This window comes from Bradyrhizobium ottawaense (assembly GCF_900099825.1).
GTDB classification, from domain to species: Bacteria; Pseudomonadota; Alphaproteobacteria; order Rhizobiales; family Xanthobacteraceae; genus Bradyrhizobium; species Bradyrhizobium ottawaense_A.
Window position 1 is genome coordinate 4,660,929 of record NZ_LT629693.1, and the last position, 20,839, is coordinate 4,681,767.

Sequence of the window (20,839 nt, forward strand, 5' to 3'; positions counted from 1 at the left end):
ACGGCCAATTAACCAGCCGTTAGGGTTAACAGTCTATTGCTTTCGCGTTCGGCTCCGTTCGCCCGATACCCGGTGAGTTGAAGTGCCATGCGTCGACAGTCCAGCCATGCCGGGTATCTCGCCCGGCTTCTCGCTTCCGCGGCCGTGAGCGCGGTCCTGGCCGCAAGCCTTGGCGGCTGCCAGACCATGTCCGACGTGACGGGCTCGATTACGTCGTCCAAGACAGCCGCCGTTCCCGATGATCCGCGGCAGGCCGTCGATGTTTACGGCGAGCGTTATCGCGCCAACCCCAAAGATGCCGATGCGGCGCTGGCCTACGGCCAGGCGCTTCGCGCCACCGGGCAGCGCGCGCAGGCTGCCGCCGTGCTCGAACAGGCCACCATCGCCAATCCCGGCAACAAGGCGCTGATCGCCGGTTACGGCCGTGCGCTGGCCGACAACGGCAATTCGCAGGCCGCCTTCGATGTGCTGAGCCGCGCCCATTCGCCTTCCAATCCCGACTGGCGCATTCTCTCGGTGCAGGGCACGACGCTCGACAAGATGGGCAAGCACGAAGAAGCCCGCCGCTATTACGCCACCGCGCTGAAGATCGTGCCGGAAGAGCCGTCCGTGCTGTCCAATCTCGGCCTCTCCTACATGCTGACGCGGGAATTGCCGCAAGCCGAGGAAACGCTGCGGCGCGCCTATGGTAATCCACGCGCCGATGGCCGGGTGCGCCAGAACCTCGCTCTGGTGGTCGGCCTGCAGGGCCGCTTCGCCGAAGCCGAGACCATCGCCAAGGGCGATCTGCCGGCCGACGAGGCGACGGCGAACGTGGCCTATCTGCGGGAGATGCTGAGCCGCAAGGACCCGCGCGGCGGCAAGACCGTGCCGGTTGCCGCTCTCAACCCGCCCGACTGACCGCAAGAACCGTTTCACCCGTACACCGCAGCCGTCATCACCCGCCTGGTTCGCAACTGCGCACTGCAGCAGGTGATCCAGCATTCCGGACTTGTTCGCAATTCGGGCGCCGCGGCAGACGGGGGCGCCTGTTCCCGGCTGCGGCAAAGCTTCATCCGTCAAGGCCGCCATAACGTCGGCCCTGCGTCTCGTGCCTACGGCATCGCCGAGATCTTGATGTAGGTCGGCCCGAGAATGACGATGAACAGGCAGGGCAGGAAGAACAGGATCATCGGCACGGTGAGCTTCGGCGGCAATGCCGCGGCCTTCTTCTCGGCCTCGTTCATCCGCATGTCGCGGTTTTCCTGCGCCATCACACGCAGGCTCTGGCCGAGCGGCGTACCGTAGCGTTCCGACTGCATCAGGGACAGGCAGACCGATTTGACGCCTTCCAGACCGGTGCGCTTGGCAAGATTTTCATACGCCACCTTGCGGTCCTGCAGATAGGACAGTTCGGCCGTGGTCAGGGCAAACTCTTCCGACAGCGCCACCGATTGCGTGACGATTTCGGTGGCGACCTTGCGGAACGCGACCTCGACCGACATGCCGGACTCGATGCAGATCAGGAGCAAATCGAGCGCGTCGGGGAAGGCGCGCTTGATCGAGAGCTGGCGCTTGCTGATCGCGTTTTTCAGGAACAGCATCGGCGCCTGCAATCCGGCATAGGCGGCGGCGATGCAGATGCCGAGCTTGACCGGCAGCGAGTTATCCATCTGCATGATCACGAATACGTAGAGAACCGCGCCAACAAACAGCACGGTCGGCGTTACCGCACGGGCGAACAGGAAGGTAATGTAGGGCGCATGGCCGCGATAGCCGGCCATGATCAGCTTGTCGCGCGCGGCTTCCTGTGCCAGCCACTTGCCGAGGTTGAAATCTTCCACCACCTTGGAAACGAGTTGCTTCGGGGTCTGGCGCAGCGACACCTTTTCCGACTTGTTCAACCGGTCACGCTCGCGCTGGCGGAGCCGTTCGCGCTCGCTGGCGACGGCCTTCATCCGCTTGGACAGCCCTTCGCCGGCAAACAGCGGCATGATCAGGGTGTAGGCCGTGGCGCTCGCGGCAATGGCGGCGAGCAGCATGGTCATGAACCGCGCATCATGAAGCTTTTCGATCATAAACTGAATCATAACTGCACCGTCAGAAGTCGAAGTTGATCATTTTCTTCATCACGAGCACGCCGCAGGTCATCCAGCCGACGCAGCACACCACCATGAACTGGCCCATTGGCGTGGTCCAAAGCAGTGAGATGTAGTCGGGCGTCGACATCCAGACCAGCAGCATCACGATCGGCGGCAACGAGCCGATGATGCCCGCGGAGGCCTTGGCTTCCATCGACATCGCCTGGATCTTTTCCGCCATCTTCTTGCGGTCGCGCAGCACCTTGGAGAGGTTACCGAGCGCTTCCGACAGGTTGCCGCCGGACTTCTGCTGGATCGCGATCACGATACCGAAGAAGTTCGCCTCCGGCACCGGCATCCGCTCGAACAGCCGCGCGCAGGCGTCGCCCAGCGGCATGCCGATGGTCTGGGTTTCGATGATGGCAAGGAACTCGCTCTTCAGCGGTTCCGGCGCGTCGGCAGCAACCACCTTGATCGAATCGAACAGCGGCAGACCGGCCTTGATGCCGCGCACGATGACGTCGACGGCATCGGGCAGCGCCTTCAGAAACGCCTTTTCCCGGCGGTTCTTGAGGTAGCCCAGCATCCAGCGCGGCAGGCCGAAGCCGGCGGCGAACGCCATGCCGAGGCCGCCCAACAGTCCGCCGCCGACCGTGAACGCCACCACGAAGCAGACCGCGGCGCAGACGCCAGACACGATCCAGAACTTCTTTGGCGTCCAGGTCCCGAGGCCGGCCTGCGCCAGCCGCATGGACAACGGGACGGACTTTTCCTTCTGGCGGCGCGCCTCGAGCTCCTTCAGCGACCCCTCGACCTGTTCGCGGCGCGAACGCTGCGTCTTGTCGACCTGACGCGCTGCGGGCTCGGTCCGCGCGATCGAGGCGCGGCGGGACTCGGCCTTCTTCTCTCCCGACAGCGACGGATAGATGAAGACCCACGCCAGGCCGCCGATGGCGGTAAAGGCGAGAAAGGCCAGTGCGAGCATCTGCATGTTCATCGCCCGCTCCTTACTTGTTCTCGGCGACTTCGGCGGCGTCGAGCGCTGCCGCGAGCCGCTTCTCTTCGCCGTAGTACCGTGCGCGCTCCCAGAAGCGGGGGCGTCCGATTCCGGTCGAGCGGTGCCGGCCGATGATCTTGCCGTTGGCGTCTTCACCGATCAGTTCATAGACAAACAGATCCTGGGTGATGATGGTGTCGCCTTCCATGCCCATCACCTCGGTGATGTGGGTGATGCGCCGCGAACCGTCGCGCAGGCGCGCGGCCTGCACGATGACGTCGATCGAGGCGCAGATCATCTCGCGAATGGTGCGCGAGGGCAGCGAGAAGCCGCCCATCGTGATCATCGATTCGCATCGTGACATCGCTTCGCGCGGGTTGTTGGCGTGCAGCGTGCCCATCGAGCCGTCATGGCCGGTGTTCATGGCCTGCAGCAGGTCGAATGCCTCGGGTCCGCGGACTTCGCCGACGATGATGCGTTCAGGGCGCATACGCAGGCAGTTGCGGACCAGTTCGCGCATCGTGACCTGGCCTTCGCCCTCGATGTTGGGCGGCCGGGTTTCCAGCCGCACCACATGGGGCTGCTGCAGCTGCAGTTCGGCGGCGTCTTCGCAGGTGATGACGCGTTCGTCGTGTTCGATGAACTGGGTCAGGCAGTTCAGCAGCGTGGTTTTGCCGGAACCGGTACCGCCTGAAATCAGCACGTTGCAGCGGACGCGGCCGATGATCTGAAGGATCTCGGCGCCCTCCGGCGAGATCGCCCCGAACTTGACCAGCTGATCGAGCGTCAGCTTGTCCTTCTTGAATTTTCGGATGGTGAGCGCGGGGCCGTCGATCGCCAGCGGCGGGACGATGGCGTTGACGCGGGAACCGTCGGCGAGACGGGCGTCGCAGATCGGCGAGGATTCGTCGACGCGCCGGCCGACCTGGCTGACGATGCGCTGGCAGATGTTGAGAAGCTGCTGGTTGTCGCGGAACCGGATGCCGGTCTTCTGGATCTTGCCGGCGACTTCGATGAACACCGTGCCGGCGCCGTTGACCATGATGTCGGCGATGTCGTCGCGCGACAGCAGCGGCTCCAGCGGACCGTAGCCGAGCACGTCGTTGCAGATGTCGTCGAGCAGCTCTTCCTGCTCGGCGATCGACATCACGATGTTCTTGATCGCGATGATTTCGTTGACGATGTCGCGGATTTCCTCGCGCGCGGACTCGCCGTCGAGCTTGGCGAGCTGGGCGAGGTCGATCGCCTCGATCAGGGCGCCGAAAATCGTCGCCTTGACCTGGTAGTAATTGTCGGAGCGCTGCGCCTCCTTGGCGGGGGCAGGCGGCGGCGGCTTCGACGGCGCGATCGGCGGCGAGGCAACGGTTGGCGCTGCTACCTCACGCGAAACGGCTGCGGCGCTGGAAACCGGTTCCGGGGCCTGAAAAGCGGGCTTCGGCGCCCGCGTATCGCTATCATTTCCGCTACGCTTACCGAACACGATGATACTCCACGCCGGCCGCCTACTTGGCCCGCAACTTCTCGATCAAGGGTGCAAGGAATGAACCCTTGGGCTTCTTCGTTTCGCCGCGGCCGGTAAGCCGCTGCGCAATTTGCAGGAACATCTCGGTGGTGCGATGATTGGCGGAAATTTCCGCAATCATCTGGCCGTTATTGGCGGCCGAGCCGAACATCTGAGGCTCGAACGGGATCATCGCGATCGGTTGGCTCTCGATTGCCTTGGCGAACTCGTTGGCCGGAATCTCCGGGCGCTTCGGGATGCCGACCTGATTCAGGCAATACAGCGGCGCACGGTCGTTCGGCCGTTGAGCCTTCAGGAGGTCGACGATGTTCTTGGTGTTGCGCAGATTGGCGAGATCGGGCGCCGCGACGATCAGGATGTCGTCGGCCGCGATCAGCGCGCGCTTGGTCCACCCCGTCCATTGATGCGGAACGTCGAGCACGATGCACGGCATCGTGGTGCGCAGCGTATCGAAGATGGAATCGAAGGCGTCGGCGCCGAAATCGTAGACCCGGTCGAGTGTGGCCGGCGCCGCCAGCAGGCTGAGGTGGTCGGTGCATTTCGACAGCAGGCGGTCGATGAAGGCGGTATCGACCCGGTCCGGCGAGAATACCGCGTCCGCGATGCCCTGCGGCGGATCCTGGTTGTAGTCGAGGCCGGCGGTGCCGAAGGCGAGGTCGAGATCGGCCACCACCGAATCCAGCGCGAGATCGCGCGCGATCGCCCAGGCGACGTTGTGAGCGACGGTGGAAGCGCCGACGCCGCCCTTGGCGCCGACGACCGCGATGATGCGCCCGACCGCCTTGGCTTCCGGCGCCGAGAACAGGTTGCAGACCGACCGCACGACGTCGATGGCGGTGACCGGAGCGATCGCGTAGTCGCTGACGCCGCGGCGCACCAGCTCGCGATACAGCGTGACGTCGTTGATCTTGCCGATCACGATCACGCGGGTTCCGGCGTCGCACACGGTGGCGAGCTGGTCGAGGCCGAGCAGGATGTCGTGGCGTCCTTCGGTCTCCAGGATGATCACGTTCGGGGTCGGCGCCGAACGATACGCCTCGATGGCGGCGGCCATGCCGCCCATCTGGATCTTGAGATGCGCCTTGCCGAGACGGCGGTCTTCGCCCGCCGACTGCACGGCAGCCGCGGTTTCAACCGTCTCGCAGAAGGCCTGCACCGATACCCGCGGCGCCGGCGCAATATGATCTTCCATCGGCGGCGTATTGGCCTCCGTCTGCGGTTCTGGGTTCTGGCGCGCGTAGTTGATCATTTGCCGGTGTCGCTGAGTTTGGCCTTGTCGGCCTCGGGATAGGTGGTCGTGGTGGCGGTGCCTTTTTTGTACTTCTCGAAGGCAGCGTTACGCCGCGGCCAGTAGGCAGGCGTTTCCGGGCGCGGCTGGACCAGGTCGGCCGGATTGTCGACCATCGCCGCGAGGTTGCGCTGGTTCGAGCAGCCGAAATTGTAATAGGACTTGTTTTCGTACCAGCCCTTGTTGTTGACCGAAGGCCCGAGGTCCTCAGGCCAGAGGCCGCAGGGACCGGCCACCGCCGAGATCTTCGGATAATTCAGCCGGATCGCCGCCATGTGCCGGGGGTCTTCCGGATGGTACTGGCGAACATTGATCGCCCGCGGCGGCACGCCGGCGGCGGCGAGGGTCGCCTGGATCTCGCGCAGCGAATCCTGGGCGGCGCGCGCGTTCGGGGTATCGACCGGCATGTCGATGCTGATGGCGCCGGTGCCTTCGGCAAGCCAGAGCTGGGCCAAGCCCATCACGTCGGCGCGCTGGGCGGCCGAAATGCCGCCGCGGCCGCGGCCGACGAACACGACGATCGAGCGATCGGCTTCCTGGACCGCGATCGGATGGCGCAGCCGATAGTCGTCGGGCACGCTCGCCGTCGTCACCACGTCGCCGGTGTGCTGGCAGGCGCCGAGCGCCACGGAGACGCCGATCAGCGCTCCCGCTAGCAGGAGCACGCGCTTGCGATCGGCGGGTGTTCTGGATGTCAGCTGTCGTGTCATCGTCCCGCCTCAGTCCGTAATAAAGCCGTAGCTGCCGCGATAATTCCGTGCCGGCTCATTGCGGCCCGGAACGCCGTAGATGCGATTGATGCTGCCGAGCAGGTCGGCCTGCGGGTCCGAGGCGCTGGCAAAGCCGTCATCCGGGCGCGACAGGTCCTTCTGCGCGACCGCGCGGACGACATAGGGCGTCACCAGGATCATCAGCTCGGTCTGGTTGTCGACGAAGTCGCGGCTGCGGAACAGCGTGCCCAACACGGGAATTTCCGCCAGGCCGGGCAAGCCGTTGATCGCCTGCTTGGTCTGCTGCTGGATCAGGCCGGCCAGCGCCATCGAGCCGCCCGAGGGAATTTCGAGGGTCGTTTCCGCGCGGCGGGTCTTGATCGAGGGAATCGTCGTGCCACCCTGGCCGCCGGTTAGCGCGTTCTCGGTCGAAACCTCCGACACTTCCGTCATCACCCGCAGGCTGATCCGTCCCTCGGATAGCACGACCGGCGTGAAGTTGAGCGAGATGCCGAATTTCTTAAAGCTGACGGTCTGGACGCACTGCCCGATCGCGCCGGCTGTGGTTGTCTGGCAAGTCACGCCGGTCGGTATCGGAAACTCGCCGCCCGAGATGAAGGTTGCCGATTCGCCGGAGATCGCGGTCAGGTTCGGTTCCGCAAGCGTCCGCACGACGCCCGCGTTTTCCATCGCGCGCACCGTCGCCTGGACCGACGGTGTCGCCCCGAACGACGTGGTGATGGCGTTATTGGGCACGAGCGGACCGTTGTTTGCCGTGAACGGGTTGGCGTTGTTGAATTTGACGACCGCCGTGCCGTAGTTGAGGTTGGCGGAAAGGTCGATGCCGAGCTGCTTGATGATCGAGCGCTGGACTTCGGCAACCGTGACCTTCAGCATCACCTGGTCGCGACCGCGGACCGCGATCGAATTCGTGACTCGGTCGACGCCGCCGACAAGGCGGGCGGCGAGATCATTGGCCTGCTGGGCCTCGATCGGGTTCGCCGCCGTACCCGACAGCACGACGCCCTCGCCGAGGCCTTCGACCCGGATGTCGGAGTTCGGCAGCGCCTGCTTCAGCGCCGCGCGCAGGCCGTTGAGGTCGCGGGTGACCGCGATGTCATAGGCTGCGATCTGCTGGCCGGCGGAATCGAAGAATACGATGTTGGTCTGGCCGACCGCGGCGCCGATGATATAGGCGCGCTGGGTGGAGCGGACCACGGCATTGGCGATCTTCGGATCGGCCACCAGCACGTCCTTGATGTCGCGCGGCAGGTCGATCACGATGGATTTGCCGATACCGATCGAAAGCGGGCGTGCATTCATCTGTCCGTCGACGGCAACCGGCGCGACAGGGCGATAGTCGGCGGCCACCACCGGCGTCAACGCCGGATTGAGCGTGAGCGCAGCTACGGCCGAAAATGACAGGGCGCGGACCAGGAATGTCCGCATCGGCTGATCTCCCCTGCACTTCATTTCGTGCGTCCTTTCGGTCATTTCTGCATCAACTGCTGGCTGGCAATGCCGTAACGAACGACGTTGACGCCTTCGCCGCGCTTGGATTCGTCAGTCTTGATTTCGACCGTCTTGACGTCGACGATGCTGCGCAGCGCCAGCGACAGCGTGCCGCTCTGGCGCGCGCGGGCGAGCGTCTCGGCCTGTTCGGGCTTCAGCTCCAGGGTGACGGTCTTGCCGACGAGGGCGCTGGTGCCTTCTTTTTCCTTCGGCGCCTGGTCGATCGCGAGAACCCGGACATTGGTCAGGATGATTTCCGCGCTGACGATGTCCGGCGCCTTGTTGTCGGGGTTCTTTTCGCGCTTGGAAAGCAGCACGTCGACGTGGTCGTTCGGCAGAATGAAGCCGCCGGCGCCGGTTTCCGGCGAGATTTCGGTCGAAACCGCCCGGAATCCGGTGGGCAGGATCGCGGCCATGAAGCCGGATCCGTCGGCCTTCACCAGTTTCTGGTCCCGGATTGGCTCGCCCGCGATAAACGGCGAGCGCGCGATCGAACCGGTGACGTCCTTGATGGCGTCGGCCCGGCTGACCCGGCTGATGAAATTGCTGGCGGACGCGGTCGGCCAGCTCTGCCACTGCAGATCATCGGCCTTGACCGACTGGCCGAGGCCGATGTCGGATTTCGCGACAAGAATATCCACCGTCGGCAGCTGAGCGACCGGCGCTGCCGGTGCGTCAGGCTTGTCGGACCCGCTGGCGAGCCAGGCGGCAATGCCGCCGGCACCGATCGCGATGGTCAACACGACAATGCGTGCGGTATTCATACGCTTCACTTTCCACATTACGCCGCGACGCTGCCGCCGCCGTGATGGGAGTTGACCAGCTATTCGTCAAAGCATGGTTAATGAGGCGTGTGTAAATTGCCTTAACGGGGAGTTACTTGCGCCGGTCAGTGCATGGCGAGGTGGGTGAGGTCCACCGCCTTGATCCATTCGGTTTCCGGATAGACCATCAGGGCGCCGATCGCGAGCGCGATGCCGTAGGGGATTCCGCTCTGCTTGTCGTGCAGCCGGTTCAGCCAGGCCTGGCCCGCGAGCGGGTAGGGCAGCGGCCATTGCCGGAACTGGAGCAGCAGGATGGTCAGCGCCCCGCCGAACAGCGACGCATAGACCAGATAGTTAAGCAAATGGTCGAAACCGAACCAGAGCGCCACCCCGGCCGCCACCTTGGCGTCGCCGCCCCCGACCCAGCCCATCGCAAAGCAGCCGAAGGCCGCGACCAGCACGGTCGCGCCGGCGCCGATATGCAGGAGCATGTCGTGCAGGCCCATGCCGCCGAGCACTGCCAGGACCAGAAAACCTCCGACCAGCGCCAGCGAGACCCGGTTCGAGATCGTCATCGTGAAGAGGTCGCTTGCGGCCGCGAACGCCATCAGGGCCGGAAACAGCATGAGACGGGCAATATCGAGGATCATGATTTCACATAGCCCGTACTGATTTCGCGAGGTTCAGGCGCCGTTTCAAGCACCGGCCAAACCTAGCCAGCAGAAATGAACAATCGGAAAACGACCGGAAATATCGCGAGCCGTTGGAAACCGTCCTGGGTGCGAGAACCTGTCGCCGTCCGAAAACGACGAAGGCCCCGGGGCTGCCGGGGCCTTCGAAACTGGTCCGACGGTCGCTTACTTCAGCGAGGTCGAGATCGTGTTGAAGTTGGTCGACAGCTGGCTGCCTACGCCCTTGACGGCGGTGATGATCGCGATCGCGATGCCGGCGGCAATCAGGCCGTATTCGATGGCGGTGGCGCCGGACTCATCCTTCACGAAACGCGAAACGAGATTCTTCATAAGATAACTCCTGTGTACACGTGGCTGGTCGAACTAACGTTTGGTCTCGCCGGCGTTCTCAGCACCGTGACCATGGCGTCACCCTAAGGTGCGACAATTGCGACGCAGTTAATTCGATCGTGCAAAAACGCCGAGAACCGGCTGTTCCTAAGCAGAGTAAATGTTGCATTAAGGCAGTTCATAAAATGCGATTATGCGTCCGCTGACCTTATATCAGGCGGTCGCGCGCACGACGCCGCGCCCGCATGTCGGTGTGATTCATGGCTCCTTAAGCGCCAGCGGATACTCCAGTAGTCTCCGTTCACATGAGGCCGCCATGTCCAATTTGCCCCTCGAAGTCGTTGTGATGCTGGGCCAGACGATGGCGAAGGTCGTGCCGGTCACGATAGCACTGGCGGTTGTGTTCACGGTGCTCTCGTATTTCTGGGCCTGCAATCCCGGGCAGCCCTGGTGGCGCAAGCGCGAACTCGTCACCGACCTCTGCTACTGGTTCTTCGTGCCGATGTTTGCCCGGGTCTTCCGCATCGGGCTGATGGTGCTGGGCGCCAGCATGGTCTTCAACATCAATGACGCCGACGGCCTGATCGCGTTCTACGACAACGGCCATGGTCCGCTGTCGGAGCTTCCGCTCTGGGTCCAGGCGTTGATGTTCCTGGTGGCATCCGACTTCATGCTGTACTGGCTGCATCGCATGTTTCATGGCGGCGGCTTCTGGAAGTATCACGCGATCCATCATTCTTCCGAGGATCTCGAGTGGATTTCCGCGGCGCGCTTTCATCCGGTCAACCTGTTCATCGGAACGATCATGGTCGACGTCATCCTGCTGATGGCGGGTATCTCGCCCAACATCATGCTGTGGGTCGGACCGTTCACGACGTTCCACTCCGCCTTCGTCCACGCCAACCTGAGCTGGACGCTCGGCCCGTTCAAATACGTGCTGGCGACGCCGGTATTCCATCGCTGGCATCACACGTCGCTCGAAGAGGGCGGCAATACCAATTTCGCCGGGACGTTTCCGGTCTGGGACATGCTGTTCGGTACGTTCCGGATGCCGGAAGGCAAGCTGCCGGATAACTACGGCGTCGACAGCGATCAGGCGGTGCCGCACGAGATCGGCGGCCAACTGGCCTATCCGTTTCGGCAATAATTCAACCGGCCGGGAAGCCTCTGCATGAGTATCGACGCCGGAGCGATCCGCCAGGAGAAAGCCTTCAGCCTCGGTCAGGTGCCGACATGGCTTTGGCTCGGGATCGGTGTCTATGCGGTGCTGCTGGTATGCGGCGACCGGCTTCTGAACGATTCCGATACCTACTGGCAAATCTCGATAGGGCAGTGGATCATCGATCACGGGGCGCTTCCGCGTGCCGATATCTATTCCTTCACCAAGGCGGGCGAGCCGTGGACGTCGTCATCCTGGCTGGCGCAGGTGCTGCTTGCGGGCAGCTATGATCTGGCCGGCTGGACCGGGCCGGTGGTGCTGGCTTCGACCAGCATCGCCGCCACCTTTGCGTTTCTCGCCTGGATCCTCGGCTGCCGCATTCCCGCGACCTATGCGCTCGTCGTGACGCTCGCGGCGCTGGTGCTGTCGACGCCGCATTTCCTGGCGCGGCCGCATGTGCTGGTGATGCCGGTCATGCTGGCCTGGGCATACGGCTTGCTGTCGGCGAGCGAGCGCGGCGAAGCGCCGTCATTCTGGCTGCTGCCGCTGATGGCGCTATGGGCTAATTTGCATGGCGGGTTCGTCTTCGGCCTCGTGCTAACAGGCGCATTTGCGATCGACGCGCTGTGGAATGCCGATGTCGCGCGGCAAAAGCCGTTGGTGCTGCGCTGGGCGGCCTTCGGCGTCGGCGCGTTGATGGCGTGCTGCGCCACGCCGTATGGATGGGGATCCATCCTCGCCTCGCGCAAGATCCTCGATCTCGGCGAGTTGCTGCATCTGATCTACGAATGGATGCCGGCCGATTTCACCAACCTCGGCGCGTTCGAGATATCGATCCTGGTGCTGATCGCCGCAGCACTTTACTCAGGCGTCAAGCTGTCGCCGCCGCGGATCGCGCTGGTGCTGGGCCTGCTGCACATGGCGCTTTCGCATGTCAGGAATCTAGAGATATTCGCGCTGCTGCTGCCGCTCGTCGCGCTTGCGCCGGTGGCCTCGCAGTTCGCGCTGCAGCCGGCCAGATTCGCCAGGATCACCGCGCCGCTCGCTTCCGCCGCCGTACTGGCCATCATGCTCGGTGCTTCGACCTGGGCGCTCGCGGCGAGGTCGGCGTTTTCGCCGCCCGAGGTGCAGTCGCCCGCGGCCGCCGTCGAGGCGCTGCAAGCGCACCATCCCAGGCGGGTCCTCAACGACCTCCCGTTCGGCGGCTACATGATCTGGCGCAAGATGCCGGTATTCATCGACGGGCGGGCCGAGTTGTACGGCGAGGCGTTCGAAATGGCCTATTACCGCGCGCTGCAGCTCAAGGACGCCAACCAGTTTCTCGACATCCTCAAGACCTGGGACATCGATGCCGTGCTGCTGACGCCGTCGACGCCGGCCGTGGGCCTGCTCGATAACATCGGCGGCTGGCAGCGGGTCTATTCCGACCGGAACGCCGTGCTGCACGTTCGTACCGATCACTGAGCGCCGTGCCATGACCCACCGCAATCAATCCCTCGATGTGTTGCGTGGCGTGGCCATCCTGCTCGTCGTTCTCGTGCATTGCGCGATCGCGGCAAGCGGCAGCGTCCCCGGCCTGACGGCGTTTGCCCATGAGCATGGTGAACGCGGCGTCCAGCTCTTCTTCATCGTCAGCGGTTACACGATGATGCTGACCTTCGGTGACAAGCTCGGTCCGGCCGCGATCCAATCGTTCTATATTCGACGCGCGTTCAGGATCGTGCCGCTGTTTTGGGCCGCCATCCTGCTCTATCTCCTGATCACTGGGGGAGAGGGCTTCAAGTTCTGGGCGCCCGACGGGATCGCGACAAGCGACGTGGTGCTGACATTCCTCTTTATGCATTGGAGCAGTGTCACCGCGTTCAACTCGGTGGTTCCGGGCGGATGGAGCATCGCCGTGGAAATGCAGTTTTACCTGCTGTTCCCGCTGCTGATGTTTCTGTTCCGGCGGCCGAACGGCCCGATCCTGGTTTACGCCGGGATCGCGCTGATCAGCGTCTTCGGGAAATTCGCAGCCGACTTGTATCTCCTTCCGCGTCTCGCCGCGTCGCTGCCGCAAGACCAGGCCTATCTCGCCAACGGCTTTTTCTATTGCTGGCTGCCGCATCAGCTGATCTGCTTCGGGTTCGGCATTCTGCTCTACGACTTCATCGAGCTGAAGAACAAGCCGTTACTCGGCGCGGTGTTGCTGGCCGGAGCGTCGCTGTTGTTCTCGACATGGGGTGCGGAAGTCGTGCTGTTGTTTGCGCTGGCCTGCGGGGTTCTCGCCGCGAATGTCAGGCTCTCTTTCGTCGGTCTTCTGGGCCGCCACTCCTACGCGATCTACCTCGTGCACTTCGCGCTGGTGTCGGCGGTCGCGGCGCTGTGGCCGATGGGGCTGGTGCCGCTGTTCGTGCTGGTCACCGGCGCTTCGCTGGCGCTGAGCTATTTCGTGATCGAGCCTTTGATCGAGCGCCGTTTCAACCGGCTCGGCCATGCCCTTGCGGCGGCGGTCCGGGCGCCGAAGGCCGTTGCAGCGGCGAGCTGACGTCCGCGCGGATCGTGCGGCGCAAGCTGGCAGGCCGGCCCCAATTCCGGTAAGACGCAGGACATGTCCAACCTGCCGATCGAAGTCGTCGACATGCTCGGCCAGACCCTGGCCAAGGTGCTGCCGGTCACGCTCGCGCTCGCGCTGCTGTTCTCGGTGCTGTCGCATTTCTGGGCCTGCAATCCCGGCCGGCCGTGGTGGCGCAAGCGCGAACTCGTCACCGATCTCAGCTACTGGTTCCTGGTTCCGCTGTTCGCGCGCGTATTCCGGATCGGGCTCGCGGTGCTCGCCGCGGCGCTGATTTTTGGGATCAATGACGCCGATGCCTTGACCGCCTTCTACGACAACGGCCATGGCCCGCTGGCGGAATTGCCGCTTTGGCTGCAGGCGGTACTTTCCCTGGTGCTGGCCGATTTCATGATGTACTGGCTGCACCGCATGTTCCATCGCAGCGGCTTCTGGAAATACCACGCCATTCATCATTCGTCCGAGGACGTCGACTGGATCTCGGCGGCGCGCTTCCACCCGGTCAACCTGCTGCTGGGCACCATCGGCGTCGACGTCGTCCTGTTGCTGGCCGGCATTTCACCGGTCGCGATGGTGTGGCTCGGCCCGTTCAACATTTTCCATTCGGCCTTCGTTCACGCCAACCTGAACTGGACGCTCGGGCCGTTCAGATATGTGCTGGCGACGCCGGTGTTCCATCGTTGGCATCACACCTCGCGCGAGGAAGGCGGCGACACCAATTTTGCCGGCACCTTTCCGCTCTGGGATATCCTGTTCGGTACCTTCCGGATGCCGGCGGACCGGTTGCCGGACAATTACGGCATCGAGGACCAGGCGTTGTTTCCGTGCGAGCTTGCCGGGCAACTGGCCTATCCGTTCCGGAAATAACAGCCTCGTCCGGGAAACCGCGGGCATTTCGGATTTGCCGGGCCCCCTTTGCACTTCTTTCATGAATTGTCGTCAGATTCAGCCCGTCGGGCGCCGGTCCGCTGCGTATCGCTTTTGCCGGCTTGTAACGCCCCGGAGTAGAGTATGTTCAGGTTCCAGCGTATTCGCGCGTGCGCGCGTTTTGGATTGCGTTCCGTCGCGGTTGCAACACTGCTGTGGCCAGCGGTGTGTCTCGGCGCGCCTGACCCGGACAAAATCTCGGTTTATGTCGACCAGGCCAAGCTGCTCAAGCTGCCTGCCAAGGTCGCGACCATCATCGTCGGAAACCCGCTGATCGCGGACGTCACGCTGCAGAGCGGCGGCATCGTCGTTGTCACCGGCAAGGGCTATGGCGCGACCAATTTCATTGCGATGGACCGTGGCGGCGACGTGCTGGTGGATCGCCAGATCCAGGTCGAAGGCCCGACTGAACGGCTTGTCACCGTCTACCGTGGCGTCGAACGCGAATCCTATAGCTGTGCGCCGATCTGCCAGCGCCGGATCACGCTCGGCGACGGCGAACATTATTTCAAAGCGGCGATCGACCAGGCCGGTTCGCTCTCCAGCCAGGCCTCGGGTGCTGCGGCTGCCGGCTCCAAATCGTCCAACTGACCGTGCTTCGCCGATCCTTTCACTGATCCTTGCGTGGCGCGGAAGGTGCCCGCGTGACGCGTCAGGCGATCGTCCGGCATGGTTAAGATTTGCCTGACGGAACGGGGCGTTCCGTCCGCATCGGACGAAACACTTCAACAATCAGTTTCAGGTACTCCTCCACGGGAGTTCTCCTGCGTCTTGAGGTTTCCTCGATGTCCTCGCCCGCCGCTCCCGCCGGAAATATCCTGCGCCGGTTTCGCCGCAACCACCGCGGCTCCGCCGTGGTCGAGTTCGCGCTGGTGGCGCCGATATTCTTCGGATTGCTGTTCGCGATCATCGAGCTGGCGCTGGTGTTCTTCGCCAGCCAGATGCTCGAGACCGTGACGCAGGATTCCGCGCGCACGATCATGACCGGTCAGGCGCAGAACGGCCAGGTCACGGGCTGTTCGACGCCCTGCACCCAGGCGCAATTCAAGGACCTCGTTTGCAGCAAGATCACCATGATGTTCGATTGCGTCAACGGTATCTCGATCGACGTGCAGAGCTATTCCGCGTTCGGCTCCGTCAACATCGCCAGCCCGATCGATGCCAGCAAGAATTTCGTGGCGCCGAACAACTATCTGACCGGCGGCCCCAACGATATCGTCGTGGTGCGGATCTTCTATAAATGGCCGCTGGTCGTGACCGGGCTCGGCTTCAATATCGCGAATCTGAGCGGCAGCAAGCGGCTGTTGACCGCGACCGCCGCGTTCCAGAACGAACCGTACTAGGGCGGGCCGATGAAACCGATCATGGATATGTGGCTTCGCGCGCGGCGCTCGGCGCTGGCTCTGTTCGGCGATATCAGCGGCCTTGCCGCAACCGAATTCGCCCTCGTCGTTCCGGTGATGCTGGTGCTGTTCTTCGGCACCGACGAGTTTGCATCCGGCATCGCCGTCAGCCGCAAGGTGACGCTGATGGCGCGGACGCTGTCCGATCTGACGTCGCAAAACACCTCCGTCAACGATACCCAGTTGACGAACATCCGCAACGCCAGCGTGGCGATCATGACGCCTTATTCGGCGACGCCGGTCAAATCCACCATCACCGAACTCTATGTCGATCCCAATACGCTGGCGGCGCGGGTGCAATGGAGCAAGGGCGACGCGCCGCGGACGGTGGGAACCACGGTTGTGATCCCGGGCGCGCTTCAGGTCAAAGGCAGCTATCTGATTTACAGCGAGGTCAGCTACGCCTTTGTCCCGACGGTCGGCTATGTCCTGAAGAACTCGATTACGCTGAAAGACTTCACCCTTACCCGCCCGCGTCAGTCGACCTGCGTGATCTATCCGACGCCCGCTGCAGGTAGTCCGTCTCCTCCCTGTCCGACGTCGTAATCGACGCCGCGCCGGAGGTCGCCGTATTCAAATAGAGTCGTGTTCAAATGGAAAGGCCACGCCATGGGCGCGGTCTCTCAAGTGAAATGAAAAAGGCCGCGCTTTGGCGCGGCCTTTGATCATTTCGAGGCAATCCTTGGGGCCCACCGTGAAGGGTGCGCCCTGGCAGATCGCTTATCCGGCGGCGCGCAGATTGTCGGCCGAAGATTTGCCAGAGCGACGATCTGCCACGATTTCGTAGGAGATCTTCTGGCCTTCACGCAGTGTCCCAAGACCGGCACGTTCGACAGCGCTGATGTGCACGAACACGTCATTGCCGCCGTCATCGGGCTGGATGAAGCCATAACCCTTGGTTGCGTTAAACCACTTCACGGTTCCCATGCTCACGGGGGTAGTCCCTTCTCAGATATACAAGTCGTAGCCCGCCTCTCGACGGTCTGGTGATATCGAATTTTTGGAAGGGTCGTCAGCGTCTAAACCGGCTGTACCGGTGGATAGCTAATGTCGTCCGGCCGAAAATCGATGGACAATATTATTCGATAGTAGGGTCCAAAACAATCCTGACGTGCACGATTTTTTGATTCGGCCGGCAGCCGACCGCCCTCGCGCGCAACACGGGCGTGTCGGGCGCGATCTTAAAGGCGGTGGCAGGCGCCCCTTAGCGGCGGCGGAACTGGCCGCCGCGCGGAGGTCCGCCCCGCGGGGCACCGGTGCTCGGACGCTCGTCCTTGTGACGGAAGATCAGGCGGCCCTTCTCCAGGTCATAAGGCGACATTTCGATCGTGACCCGATCGCCCGCCAGCGTCTTGATCCGGTTCTTCTTCATCTTGCCCGCGGTGTAGGCAACGATCTCGTGCCCGGCGTCGAGCTGCACGCGGTAGCGCGCGTCGGGGAGGATTTCGGTCACCAGTCCTTCGAACTGGATCAGCTCTTCTTTAGCCATGGTTGTCTCCAGATCGATCGAGGCTTAGCGCTGCGGTCGGTGGGTACGATTGGGTTGGGTATTCGGACGGCTCTCGCGATGCAAGAAGGCGACGCCTTGAATGCCTTCGCTTTGACCGGCCTGGCTCTTGCCGCCCTGCTGAGCCGGGCGCGGCTGCTCGTGCCGGTTCGGCTGCGGCGCGGCATTATTACCACCGCCGCGGCGGGGACGGCGAGGGCCTTTTGCGCCCGGCGCCGCATCATGTCCCCGGGATTCTTGGCCTCTCGGCTCATGTCCCCTGGATTCGTGTCCTCTGGAATCCTGGGTCCTGGCGCCGTGGCCGCGCGGTGCGGACCGTCCGCCCCGGTTTTGCGCAGGACGTTGCGAGGCGGCCGCCGGCGCGGCGTCGCGGGTGCCCGGCGTGCGCCGGTCTTCGCGCGGCAGGGTGATGCGGATCAGCCGTTCGATGTCGCGCAGATAGCCCATTTCCTCGGCACCGGCGATCAGCGAGATCGCGACGCCCTCGGCGCCGGCGCGCGCGGTGCGGCCGATGCGATGGACGTAGGTTTCGGGAATGTTGGGCAGGTCGAAATTCACCACATGGCTGATGCCGTCGACGTCGATGCCGCGGGCGGCGATGTCGGTGGCGACCAGGGTGCGGATCTCACCGCTGCGGAACGCCGCCAGCGCCCGCTCGCGGTTGTTCTGTGACTTGTTGCCGTGGATGGCGTCGGCCCGGATGCCGACCTTGGCGAGGCCCTTCACGACCTTGTCGGCGCCGTGCTTGGTGCGGGTGAAGATCAGCGCGCGGTCGACCGGCTCCTGCTTCAGGAGCTGGGCCAGCACGCCGGCCTTGGCGGCGAAATCCACCTGGATGATGCGCTGGGTGATGCGCTCGACAGTGGAGGCCACCGGCGTCACCGCCACGCGGGCGGGGTCGCGCAGCATCGCCTCGGCGAGTTCGGCGATGTCCTTGGGCATGGTGGCCGAGAAGAACAGCGTCTGCCGCTTGATCGGCAGCTTGCCGACGATTTTGCGGATGTCGTTGATGAAGCCCATGTCGAGCATGCGGTCGGCTTCGTCGAGCACCAGAAACTCGACAGAACCGAGCTTCAGGCCGTTGCTCTGCACGAGGTCGAGCAGGCGGCCGGGCGTGGCCACCAGGACGTCGACGCCCTGCATCAGCGAGCGGACCTGACGGCCCATCGGCACGCCGCCGATCGCCAGCGTCGAGCTCAGTCGGATGTGGCGGCCATAGGCGTTGAAGCTGTCGAGGATCTGGCTCGACAATTCGCGGGTCGGGCTCAGCACCAGGACGCGGCAGGTCTTGGGCTGTGGCTTGATGCGGTTTTCCAGCAGGCGGTGCAGGATCGGCAGTGCGAAGGCCGCGGTCTTGCCGGTGCCGGTCTGGGCGATGCCGACGACGTCACGGCCGGTAAGTGCGATCGGGATGGTCTGGGCCTGGATGGGTGTGGGCGTCTCGTAATTTTCTTCCTTGAGCGCACGCGAAATGGGATCGGCGAGGCCGAATTCCTGAAAGGAGGTCAAAAGCGGGGGTTCTTTCCATTAAAAAAGCAGCGCCCGGCGGATTTTCGGCCAGGTGCACGAGGGGTGTCTGAGACACCCGCGTGTTTGGGGCGTCGGTTTTGGTCGCTGAAGGGGCAAGCCAGAAACCGTCGGACGGGATCAGAACACGCGGCTCGCAAGGACCTGATGATTCTCTAGGTCACGTACCTCATATGGAACACGAACGCGGCGCTTTCAAGGTAAAACCTGCCAGATCGGCCGACGCAGTTAAGAAATGGGTCGAAATTCACGGGTTCCATTCCCCGGTCCGCTGCCGGCGTGCCTCGGAAGAGGAAATATCGTGCCGGAATTTTAGTCAGATCGCATCAGCTGCACAAAATATAGATAGTTTGCCGCCAAAGCATACATTTTTTTGGCCCGAATATTAGGCGGAAAATCTCGGCGATTTTGCGATGTTGAGCAATTTTGAAAGATAAATCATTGGCTTAAGAGGCTTTACCTCCGTGGCATGGTTCTTGCGATTCCATTAACGCAGGCGGCCGTTGGGGCCGTTTCGCAGCGTTTTACGCCTGCGTCAGGGAGATGACATTTCATGCTTACACAGCTTACCCACGATATAGCGAAGATGAGCCGCCGCCGCTGGCTCGCGGCGACCGCCGGCCTGGTTTTGGGTCTGGCCACATTCACCCATGCGAAAGCCGCCGACGACACCATCAAGGTCGGCGTCCTGCACTCGCTTTCCGGCACCATGGCCATCAGCGAAACCACGCTGAAGGACACCATCCTCTTCCTGATCGACGAGCAGAACAAGAAGGGCGGCGTACTCGGCAAGAAGCTCGAGGCCGTCGTGGTCGATCCCGCTTCGAACTGGCCGCTGTTTGCCGAAAAGGCCCGCGAGTTGATCACCAAGGACAAGGTCGCCGTTGTGTTCGGCTGCTGGACTTCGGTGTCGCGCAAGTCCGTGCTCCCGGTGTTCAAGGAGCTGAACAGCATCCTGTTCTACCCCGTGCAGTACGAGGGTGAAGAGAGCGAGCGCAACGTGTTCTACACCGGAGCGGCGCCGAACCAGCAGGCGATCCCCGCGGTCGACTACCTGATGAAGGACGAAAAGGTGAAGCGCTGGGTGCTGGCCGGCACCGACTACGTCTATCCGCGCACCACCAACAAGATTCTCGAAGCCTACTTGAAGTCGAAGGGCGTCAAGCAGGAAGACATCATGATCAACTACACGCCGTTCGGTCACAGTGACTGGCAGACGATCGTGGCCGACATCAAGAAGTTCGGCTCGGCCGGCAAGAAGACCGCCGTGGTCTCCACCATCAACGGCGACGCCAACGTTCCCTTCTACAAGGAACTCGGCAACCAGGGCATCAAGGCGACCGATATTCCGGTTGTCGCGTTCTCGGTCGGCGAAGAAGAGCTCGCCGGCATCGACACCAAGCCGCTGCTCGGCCATCTCGCCGCGTGGAACTACTTCGAGTCGATCAAGACGCCCGAGAACGAGAAGTTCATCAAGGCGTGGCAGACCTACACCAAGAACCCGAAGCGCGTGACCAACGATCCGATGGAAGCGCACGTCATCGGCTTCGACATGTGGGTCAAGGCGGTCGAGAAGGTGAAGTCGACCGACGCCGACAAGGTGATCGACGCGCTGCCCGGCATCGAAGCCAAGAACCTGACCGGCGGCACCTCGAAGATGCTGCCGAACCATCACATCACCAAGCCGGTGTTCATTGGCGAAATCAAAGGCAACGGCCAGTTCGACGTGGTGTGGAAGACCCCGGGCCTGGTGGCCGGCGATGCATGGTCGAAGGAGCTCGACGGCTCCAAGGACCTGATCGGCGACTGGGTTGGCAAGAAGTGCGGCAACTACAACACCAAGACCAACAAGTGCGGCGGTCAGGGTTCCTGATCTCCTGAGCGGAC

At 63.2% G+C, this 20,839-nt stretch carries 21 protein-coding genes; 9 read left to right on the forward strand and 12 right to left on the reverse strand.

The features are described from left to right. Positions 1-87 precede the first annotated feature (87 nt). The gene (locus BLR13_RS21690) at positions 88-900 is read left to right on the forward strand and encodes a tetratricopeptide repeat protein (protein WP_074819715.1); all 813 of its coding nucleotides are present in this window, start codon (positions 88-90) and stop codon (positions 898-900) included. 194 nt (positions 901-1,094) lie between these two features. Here BLR13_RS21690 and BLR13_RS21695 read toward each other — a convergent pair whose 3' ends face one another. The 9 genes from BLR13_RS21695 to BLR13_RS21735 form a co-directional block, all read right to left on the reverse strand. Continuing rightward, positions 1,095-2,069, reverse strand: a complete 975-nt coding sequence (locus BLR13_RS21695; RefSeq protein WP_074819713.1) for a type II secretion system F family protein — start codon at positions 2,067-2,069, stop codon at positions 1,095-1,097. Positions 2,070-2,079: 10 nt separating this feature from the next. Continuing rightward, a complete protein-coding gene (locus BLR13_RS21700) occupies positions 2,080-3,057 on the reverse strand; it encodes a type II secretion system F family protein (protein WP_074819711.1) in 978 nt (325 codons plus the stop codon). Positions 3,058-3,067: 10 nt separating this feature from the next. Then, complete coding sequence (locus BLR13_RS21705; RefSeq protein ID WP_074819709.1) at positions 3,068-4,537, reverse strand: CpaF family protein; 1,470 nt, start codon at positions 4,535-4,537, stop codon at positions 3,068-3,070. Positions 4,538-4,559: 22 nt separating this feature from the next. After that, positions 4,560-5,828, reverse strand: a complete 1,269-nt coding sequence (locus BLR13_RS21710) for an AAA family ATPase (RefSeq protein ID WP_074819707.1) — start codon at positions 5,826-5,828, stop codon at positions 4,560-4,562. Then, entirely contained in the window at positions 5,825-6,577 is a 753-nt protein-coding gene (locus tag BLR13_RS21715; protein WP_171944949.1) for a CpaD family pilus assembly protein, read from the reverse strand. Before BLR13_RS21715 ends, BLR13_RS21710 begins: the two co-directional genes overlap by 4 nt. A gap of 9 nt (positions 6,578-6,586) precedes the next feature. Then, a complete protein-coding gene (locus tag BLR13_RS21720) occupies positions 6,587-8,071 on the reverse strand; it encodes a type II and III secretion system protein family protein (protein ID WP_171944948.1) in 1,485 nt (494 codons plus the stop codon). Continuing rightward, on the reverse strand, positions 8,068-8,853 hold the full coding sequence (gene cpaB, locus BLR13_RS21725; RefSeq protein WP_074819705.1) for a Flp pilus assembly protein CpaB: 786 nt from the start codon (positions 8,851-8,853) through the stop codon (positions 8,068-8,070). The genes BLR13_RS21720 and cpaB overlap by 4 nt, the downstream gene beginning before the upstream one ends. A 125-nt stretch (positions 8,854-8,978) precedes the next feature. Further along, positions 8,979-9,503: an A24 family peptidase gene (locus tag BLR13_RS21730; protein ID WP_074819703.1), complete on the reverse strand. Its 525-nt coding sequence runs from the start codon at positions 9,501-9,503 to the stop codon at positions 8,979-8,981. A gap of 207 nt (positions 9,504-9,710) precedes the next feature. Next, positions 9,711-9,875, reverse strand: coding sequence for a Flp family type IVb pilin (locus tag BLR13_RS21735; protein ID WP_074819701.1), 165 nt, complete (start codon positions 9,873-9,875; stop codon positions 9,711-9,713). A 316-nt stretch (positions 9,876-10,191) separates the two neighbouring features. Here BLR13_RS21735 and BLR13_RS21740 point away from each other — a divergent pair, with 316 nt between their 5' ends. The 7 genes from BLR13_RS21740 to BLR13_RS21770 all read left to right on the forward strand — a co-directional run bounded on the left by BLR13_RS21740 (position 10,192) and on the right by BLR13_RS21770 (position 16,464). Further along, on the forward strand, positions 10,192-11,022 hold the full coding sequence (locus BLR13_RS21740) for a sterol desaturase family protein (RefSeq protein WP_074831247.1): 831 nt from the start codon (positions 10,192-10,194) through the stop codon (positions 11,020-11,022). Positions 11,023-11,046: 24 nt separating this feature from the next. Then, positions 11,047-12,498 (forward strand): hypothetical protein, encoded by a 1,452-nt coding sequence (locus BLR13_RS21745; protein WP_074819699.1) that lies wholly within the window; start codon positions 11,047-11,049, stop codon positions 12,496-12,498. Between the two features lie 10 nt (positions 12,499-12,508). Continuing rightward, positions 12,509-13,561, forward strand: a complete 1,053-nt coding sequence (locus BLR13_RS21750) for an acyltransferase family protein (protein WP_074819697.1) — start codon at positions 12,509-12,511, stop codon at positions 13,559-13,561. Between the two features lie 63 nt (positions 13,562-13,624). Continuing rightward, positions 13,625-14,455 (forward strand): sterol desaturase family protein, encoded by an 831-nt coding sequence (locus tag BLR13_RS21755; RefSeq protein WP_074819695.1) that lies wholly within the window; start codon positions 13,625-13,627, stop codon positions 14,453-14,455. Positions 14,456-14,599: 144 nt separating this feature from the next. Continuing rightward, positions 14,600-15,106, forward strand: coding sequence for a pilus assembly protein N-terminal domain-containing protein (locus tag BLR13_RS21760; RefSeq protein ID WP_074819693.1), 507 nt, complete (start codon positions 14,600-14,602; stop codon positions 15,104-15,106). A 194-nt stretch (positions 15,107-15,300) separates the two neighbouring features. Next, the gene (locus tag BLR13_RS21765; RefSeq protein ID WP_074819691.1) at positions 15,301-15,858 is read left to right on the forward strand and encodes a TadE/TadG family type IV pilus assembly protein; all 558 of its coding nucleotides are present in this window, start codon (positions 15,301-15,303) and stop codon (positions 15,856-15,858) included. Between the two features lie 27 nt (positions 15,859-15,885). After that, complete coding sequence (locus BLR13_RS21770) at positions 15,886-16,464, forward strand: TadE/TadG family type IV pilus assembly protein (RefSeq protein WP_244525263.1); 579 nt, start codon at positions 15,886-15,888, stop codon at positions 16,462-16,464. Between the two features lie 174 nt (positions 16,465-16,638). On the opposite strand, the gene BLR13_RS21775 is transcribed toward BLR13_RS21770, so the two are convergent. From BLR13_RS21775 to BLR13_RS21785, 3 genes are all read right to left on the reverse strand, one after another. Continuing rightward, positions 16,639-16,851 (reverse strand): cold-shock protein, encoded by a 213-nt coding sequence (locus BLR13_RS21775; protein ID WP_002714433.1) that lies wholly within the window; start codon positions 16,849-16,851, stop codon positions 16,639-16,641. A gap of 271 nt (positions 16,852-17,122) precedes the next feature. After that, positions 17,123-17,407, reverse strand: a complete 285-nt coding sequence (gene infA / locus BLR13_RS21780) for a translation initiation factor IF-1 (protein WP_074819689.1) — start codon at positions 17,405-17,407, stop codon at positions 17,123-17,125. Between the two features lie 24 nt (positions 17,408-17,431). After that, positions 17,432-18,934, reverse strand: a complete 1,503-nt coding sequence (locus tag BLR13_RS21785) for a DEAD/DEAH box helicase (RefSeq protein ID WP_074819686.1) — start codon at positions 18,932-18,934, stop codon at positions 17,432-17,434. Between the two features lie 571 nt (positions 18,935-19,505). On the opposite strand from BLR13_RS21785, the gene urtA reads away from it, so the two are divergent. Beyond that, positions 19,506-20,825, forward strand: a complete 1,320-nt coding sequence (gene urtA / locus BLR13_RS21790) for an urea ABC transporter substrate-binding protein (RefSeq protein WP_074819683.1) — start codon at positions 19,506-19,508, stop codon at positions 20,823-20,825. Positions 20,826-20,839 lie beyond the last annotated feature (14 nt).

What these genes read in the sequence shown, in the direction of transcription:
- BLR13_RS21690 (WP_074819715.1), top strand. Translation starts at nt 88, where the DNA reads ATGCGTCGACAGTCCAGCCATGCCGGGTATCTCGCCCGGCTTCTCGCT.
- urtA (WP_074819683.1), top strand. Translation starts at nt 19,506, where the DNA reads ATGCTTACACAGCTTACCCACGATATAGCGAAGATGAGCCGCCGCCGC.
- BLR13_RS21750 (WP_074819697.1), top strand. Translation starts at nt 12,509, where the DNA reads ATGACCCACCGCAATCAATCCCTCGATGTGTTGCGTGGCGTGGCCATC.
- BLR13_RS21730 (WP_074819703.1), bottom strand. Translation starts at nt 9,503, where the DNA reads ATGATCCTCGATATTGCCCGTCTCATGCTGTTTCCGGCCCTGATGGCG.
- BLR13_RS21735 (WP_074819701.1), bottom strand. Translation starts at nt 9,875, where the DNA reads ATGAAGAATCTCGTTTCGCGTTTCGTGAAGGATGAGTCCGGCGCCACC.
- BLR13_RS21700 (WP_074819711.1), bottom strand. Translation starts at nt 3,057, where the DNA reads ATGAACATGCAGATGCTCGCACTGGCCTTTCTCGCCTTTACCGCCATC.
- BLR13_RS21765 (WP_074819691.1), top strand. Translation starts at nt 15,301, where the DNA reads ATGTCCTCGCCCGCCGCTCCCGCCGGAAATATCCTGCGCCGGTTTCGC.
- BLR13_RS21710 (WP_074819707.1), bottom strand. Translation starts at nt 5,828, where the DNA reads ATGATCAACTACGCGCGCCAGAACCCAGAACCGCAGACGGAGGCCAAT.
- BLR13_RS21745 (WP_074819699.1), top strand. Translation starts at nt 11,047, where the DNA reads ATGAGTATCGACGCCGGAGCGATCCGCCAGGAGAAAGCCTTCAGCCTC.
- BLR13_RS21760 (WP_074819693.1), top strand. Translation starts at nt 14,600, where the DNA reads ATGTTCAGGTTCCAGCGTATTCGCGCGTGCGCGCGTTTTGGATTGCGT.
- infA (WP_074819689.1), bottom strand. Translation starts at nt 17,407, where the DNA reads ATGGCTAAAGAAGAGCTGATCCAGTTCGAAGGACTGGTGACCGAAATC.
- BLR13_RS21695 (WP_074819713.1), bottom strand. Translation starts at nt 2,069, where the DNA reads ATGATTCAGTTTATGATCGAAAAGCTTCATGATGCGCGGTTCATGACC.
- BLR13_RS21720 (WP_171944948.1), bottom strand. Translation starts at nt 8,071, where the DNA reads ATGACCGAAAGGACGCACGAAATGAAGTGCAGGGGAGATCAGCCGATG.
- BLR13_RS21715 (WP_171944949.1), bottom strand. Translation starts at nt 6,577, where the DNA reads ATGACACGACAGCTGACATCCAGAACACCCGCCGATCGCAAGCGCGTG.
- BLR13_RS21770 (WP_244525263.1), top strand. Translation starts at nt 15,886, where the DNA reads ATGTGGCTTCGCGCGCGGCGCTCGGCGCTGGCTCTGTTCGGCGATATC.
- cpaB (WP_074819705.1), bottom strand. Translation starts at nt 8,853, where the DNA reads ATGAATACCGCACGCATTGTCGTGTTGACCATCGCGATCGGTGCCGGC.
- BLR13_RS21740 (WP_074831247.1), top strand. Translation starts at nt 10,192, where the DNA reads ATGTCCAATTTGCCCCTCGAAGTCGTTGTGATGCTGGGCCAGACGATG.
- BLR13_RS21755 (WP_074819695.1), top strand. Translation starts at nt 13,625, where the DNA reads ATGTCCAACCTGCCGATCGAAGTCGTCGACATGCTCGGCCAGACCCTG.